We start from the raw sequence: 5,427 nt of genomic DNA, 5'->3' as shown, positions 1-5,427 counted from the left end.
TGCTAGGGCGCCGATGCCCGACGCGTTGGGCGTGGGAAGTCGGCCCGCTCGACTTCTCACGCATCCCTTCCCGCCCGGGCTCGCGGCCGGGGCGTGCAGGCCGGCCTTCATGCCCGCCGATGCCTGACTCGCCGCGCGTGAGAAGTCGACTGGGCCGACTTCTCACGGCGCCCCTTCGCCGGATTCCGCGAGGGGTGGGAGGGCCGGGGCGCCGTACTCGGCTGGTGCCCGCCGCTGCTGTGCGTGAGAAGTCGACCGGGCCGACTTCTCACGGCGCCCGGGTGCCCCGGCGGGCTGTGGTGTCAGCGAGGTGGCGGTGGGGTGTCCGGGCCGGGGGCGGTGGTGGCCGTGCCCGAGGGGGACGGGGAGCCGGTCGGCGGGCCGGACGGCGAGGGGGACGACGTGGGCGGGCTCGACGTGGTGGGGGCCGCCGTGGGCGAGGTGGCGGCGGAACCGGTCGGCGTCGGCGTCGGCGCCGGTGTCGAGGACGGCGACGGATCGGCCGGGGAGGAGGCGGAGCCGCCGCGGTTGTGCGGCCCGCCCTCCAGGGTGACCACCGCCTGCGAGGGCGGCAGCGCGATCCGGGCGGTCCAGTGCGCGGTCGGCGCCTGGTCCTCGTCCACGGTGACGATCACGGTGATCCGTTGGCCGGGCGCCAGGGTGCCGGAGTCGCGGCTGAGCCGGAGCCAGCCGGCCTCCGTCACCGCGTGCCAACGGATCTCGGTGGTACCGGAGTTGGTGAGGGTGAGGATGGTCCGGCTGCCGTACTCGCCGGCCTCGACGGTGAGCAGCCCGGCCGGGGCGGGTTCTCCGGTGCCCGTCGCGGAGGCCCGGTCGACGGATGGGGCCGGTGCGGCGACCAGGGCCGGGCTGTCGAGCGGGGTCGCGCCGTGGGCCGGGACCGGGATCACCGAGCCCTGGAAGGTGAGCCGCGGAAACCCGGGAAGCAACGTTTCTGCACCGTCCGCACCGGCACCATCCGCGACCATTCCGGCCCCAGCCCCGGCCCCCGCCAGCTCCAGCCCGGGCATGCCGGGCGCACCCGACCCCGTCGGGCCGTCCACCGCGGGCCGTGGTTCCTGCCCGGCGGGCCGCCCGGCCCCGTCCACCCGTACGGCCGACACCGAGGCCGCGGAACCCGAGCCGCCACCGCCCCGGTGCCCGGCCCAGAGCGCGATCACCGGCGCCGCCAGGACGGCCGCGAGCACCCCGGTGGTCACCACCCGCCGGCGCACCGCCAGCCCGCGCCCCGCGTCCGGCGCCCGGTGCCGGGGGAAGCCGCTCTGGTCGAACCGCAGCCCCGGCGACGCCACCCGAGCCGCCGCCACCCGAGCCGCCGTCGCCGGAGCATCCGCCGCCCGAACGGCAGCCGCCCGGGCGGTCGCCGCGCCGGTGACCGCAGCGGTGAGCGGGCCGGTGACCGCGGCGGCCCCGGAGGTGTCCACCGGAGCGCGCAGCAGCGCCAGCCCCGACAGCCCGGCCGCACCCTCGGCGGCCTCGTGCGCGACCACCCGCTCCGCCGTACCCCGGCAGGTCGGGCAGTCCAGCACGTGCTGCACCAGTTCCCGTCGCAGGGCCGGGCCGAGCACCCAGTCCCGCCAGGACTCCGCCCCGGCGCCGCCGAGCCGGTCCAGCTCCGGGCAGCTGCCCACGCCGAGCACCAGCAGCGCCGCCCTGGTCCGGGCGACCTCGGCCTCGGCTCCGGCCAGCAGCGCGCGGGTCCGCTCGAACGGCAGGCCCAATACCGCCGCCACCTCCAGCGGGGTCAGCCGGTGCCGGACGGACAGCTCCAGTGCCTCGCGCTGTTCCGGGTCGGTGCCGGCCGCCTCGGGCCAGGCGAGTGAGGACAGCTCGCGCCGCCGCCGGGCCGCCTCGGCCTCGGTCTCGTCCGTCTCGGCCTCGTCCGGTGCGGCGCCGATCGCCGCCGCCCGCCCCGTCCCCGTCCCCGTCCCGGCACCCGCCACGGCCGGGCCACCGTCCGCGAGCCGGCGCAGGCAGCAGTACCGGGCGAGCGAGAACAGCCACGCGCGCAGCAGCCCGGGCTCGGTGAGCCGGGCGCCGTGCCGCCGGGCGAGTTCGCGGACCTCGCGCAGGGCGTCGGCGGCCGCGTCGTGCTCGCAGAGCACCGAGAGGCAGTAGGTGAACAGGCCGTCCACCTGCCGGTCGTACGCCGCGAGCGCGGCGCCGGTCCGCTGCTCGACGGGATCGGCCGAGCCAGCGGCCCCGGCCGACTCGGCGGGCCCGACCGGTCCGGTCAGCCACCGAGGCCTCCCCGGCCGGCCGGACCACCCCGGCCCGACCGCCCCGGTCGGCCCAACAGTTCTCGTCGTCACCCGTCCGACGGTAGAGAACGCGGACGGCTGACTCCGACCATTCGCCGCGTATGTACTTCTTTCGGGTAACAACATCGTCCATCTGTCTGGATGCGCGGCGGGCCCGCCGGCGGCCCGCCGTTGTCACACCCAGGCGCTACGGTGGGCCGCATGCCTCCGCGTTCCAAGACCACCGCCAAGCCCCGCCCGGCGTACCGATGCACCGAGTGCGGCAACCAGCTGCCCAAGTGGGTCGGCCGCTGCCCGGAGTGCAACGCCTGGGGCACGGTCGAGGAGTACGGCGCGGTGCCGATCCGCACGACGGCGGCCGGTCCGGTCAGCGCGCCCGCCCGCCCGATCGCCCAGGTGGACGGCCAGGTCGCGACGGCCCGTTCGACGGGCGTGCCGGAGCTGGACCGGGTGCTCGGCGGCGGCCTGGTGCCCGGCGCGGTGGTGCTGCTGGCGGGCGAGCCCGGCGTCGGCAAGTCCACCCTGCTGCTGGACGTCGCCGCCAAGGCGGCCACCGCGCAGCACCGCACGCTCTACGTCACCGGCGAGGAGTCGGCCGGCCAGGTCCGGCTGCGCGCGGACCGGATCAACGCCCTCTCCGAGCACCTCTACCTCGCCGCCGAGCAGGATCTCGGTGCGGTGCTCGGGCACATCGAGGCGGTCAACCCCGGCCTGCTGATCCTGGACTCGGTGCAGACCATCGCCTCCGCGGAGCTGGACGGCGCCCCCGGCGGCCCGGCCCAGGTCCGCGAGGTGGCGGGCGCGCTGATCCGGGCGTCCAAGGAGCGCGGCATGGCCACCCTGCTGGTCGGCCACGTCACCAAGGACGGCCAGATCGCCGGCCCGCGCCTGCTGGAGCACCTGGTGGACGTGGTGCTGAGCTTCGAGGGTGACCGGCACGCCCGGCTGCGGCTCATCCGCGGGGTCAAGAACCGCTACGGCGCAACCGACGAGGTGGGCTGCTTCGAGCTGCACGACGAGGGCATCGTCGGCCTGGCCGACCCGTCCGGCCTCTTCCTGACCAGGCGTGACAAGCCCGTTCCCGGGACCTGCCTCACCGTCACCCTGGAGGGCAAGCGCCCGCTGGTGGCCGAGGTGCAGGCGCTGATGGTGGATTCGCAGATCCCCTCGCCGCGGCGCACCACCTCGGGCCTGGAGTCCCCCCGGATCGCGATGATCCTGGCCGTGGTCGAGCGGCACGGCGGGGTGAAGCTCGGCAAGCAGGACATCTACACCGCGACGGTCGGCGGGGTGAAGCTGACCGAGCCCTCCGCGGACCTCGCGGTGGCGCTCGCGGTGGCCAGCTCGTCCACCGACACCCCGCTGCCCAGCAACCTGGTGGCGATCGGCGAGGTCGGCCTGGCGGGCGAGGTGCGGCGGGTGACGGGTGTGCAGCGGAGGCTCGCCGAGGCGCACCGGCTGGGCTTCACCCACGCCCTCGTCCCGCCGGACCCGGGCAAGGTCCCGCCGGGCATGAAGGTGGTCGAGGTGGCCGACATCGGCGAGGCGCTGCGGGCCATCCCGGGCCGCCGCCGATCGGCCGCCAAGCCGCGCACCGAGCCGCGCGGTGAGGCACCGTCGGCGCCGCCGGCCCCGCGTTCCGCCCGGGCCGCGGACCGCCCCGCGGCGTACCCCGAGGAGCTGATGGAGGGCTGGGAGCCGCTGGACTCCGACGAACTGCGCTGACCCAAGCCCTGCCGAAGCCACACACAGTTAGACTTTCCCCAGTCTCATTGGCCAAAAGGCAGTACCGAGCGGTACTGAGCGACAGAGCAACAGACCGCGGACCGGCGCACGGCGTGAGGCGCGCGGCACGGGTCGACCGGAGGAGTCACGTGGCAGCCAGCGACCGGGGGGCGGACAAGGCCTCCCGCGAGGAGGCCCTGCTGCGGGCCTCCCTCACCGCCATCGCGCCCGGTACCGCGCTTCGTGACGGCCTGGAGCGGGTCCTGCGGGCCAATACCGGCGGTCTGATCGTGCTGGGCTTCGACAAGACCGTCGAGTCCCTGTGCACCGGCGGCTTCGTCCTGGACGTCGAGTTCAGCGCCACCCGGCTGCGCGAGCTGTGCAAGCTCGACGGCGCGGTGGTGCTCGACAAGGACATCACCAAGATCGTCCGGGCCGGCGTGCACCTGATGCCGGACTCGACCATCCCCACCGACGAGACCGGCACCCGCCACCGCACCGCCGAGCGGGTCAACCGGCAGACCGGCTACCCGGTGGTCGCGGTCTCGCACTCGATGCGGCTGATCGCGATGTACGTCAACGGCACCCGCCGGGTGCTGGAGGACTCCACCACCGTCCTGTCCCGCGCCAACCAGGCGCTGGCCACCCTGGAGCGCTACAAGCTGCGCCTGGACGAGGTGGCCGGCACGCTCTCCGCGCTGGAGATCGAGGACCTGGTGACGGTCCGGGACGTCACCGCCGTGGCCCAGCGCCTGGAGATGGTCCGGCTGATCGCCACCGAGATCGCCGGCTACGTGCTGGAGCTCGGCATCGACGGCCGGCTGCTCTCGCTCCAGCTTGACGAGCTGATCGCCGGCGTGGAGCCGGAGCGCGAGCTGGTCGCCCGGGACTACTTCCCGGAGCGGGCCGCCAAGAAGGGCCGGACGGTCACCGAGGTGCTGGCCGACCTGGAGGCGCTCACCCACGCCGAGCTGCTGGACCTCCAGACCGTCGCCAAGGCGCTCGGCTACTCGGGTTCGCCGGAGTCGCTGGACTCCGCCGTCTCGCCGCGCGGCTACCGCCTGCTGGCGAAGATCCCGCGCCTGCCCAACACGGTCATAGAGCGCCTGGTCGAGCACTTCGGCGGCCTCCAGAAGCTGCTCGCCGCGAGCATCGACGACCTGCAGACCGTCGAGGGCGTCGGCGAGACCCGCGCCCGCTCGGTCCGCGAGGGCCTGTCCCGCCTTGCCGAATCGTCCATCCTGGAGCGCTACGTCTGACCTGACGCGCAGCCGTACGGACGCCCGAACTCGGCGACGGCCCCCGGGGGGCCGACGACCCCCGGGGCCGTCGCCCGGCCCGACCAAACCGCGCCGCACCGCAAGCGGCCCGAGCCCCGCCCCAACCCCGAGAACCCCACCCCCACCCCCCCCCCACCCCA

At 75.5% G+C, this 5,427-nt stretch carries 3 protein-coding genes; 2 read left to right on the top strand and 1 reads right to left on the bottom strand.

Going from position 1 to position 5,427, the window contains the following annotated elements; genetic code table 11:
• Window positions 1-302 precede the first annotated feature (302 nt).
• Entirely contained in the window at window positions 303-2,333 is a 2,031-nt protein-coding gene (locus ACFVHV_RS43145; protein ID WP_380359261.1) for a sigma-70 family RNA polymerase sigma factor, read from the bottom strand.
• Between the two features lie 150 nt (window positions 2,334-2,483).
• Between ACFVHV_RS43145 and radA the strand changes: the two genes are divergently transcribed.
• Window positions 2,484-4,007 (top strand): DNA repair protein RadA, encoded by a 1,524-nt coding sequence (gene radA, locus ACFVHV_RS43140; protein WP_359914589.1) that lies wholly within the window; start codon window positions 2,484-2,486, stop codon window positions 4,005-4,007.
• Window positions 4,008-4,207: 200 nt separating this feature from the next.
• Window positions 4,208-5,266: a DNA integrity scanning diadenylate cyclase DisA gene (gene disA / locus ACFVHV_RS43135; protein WP_188306273.1), complete on the top strand. Its 1,059-nt coding sequence runs from the start codon at window positions 4,208-4,210 to the stop codon at window positions 5,264-5,266.
• Window positions 5,267-5,427 lie beyond the last annotated feature (161 nt).

The sequence above is a fragment of the Kitasatospora sp. NPDC127116 genome (assembly GCF_042677365.1).
Lineage (GTDB): Bacteria > Actinomycetota > Actinomycetes > Streptomycetales > Streptomycetaceae > Kitasatospora > Kitasatospora lactacystinica.
Note: the sequence above shows the minus strand (reverse complement) of the source record. Positions and strands in the feature narration are given on the sequence as shown.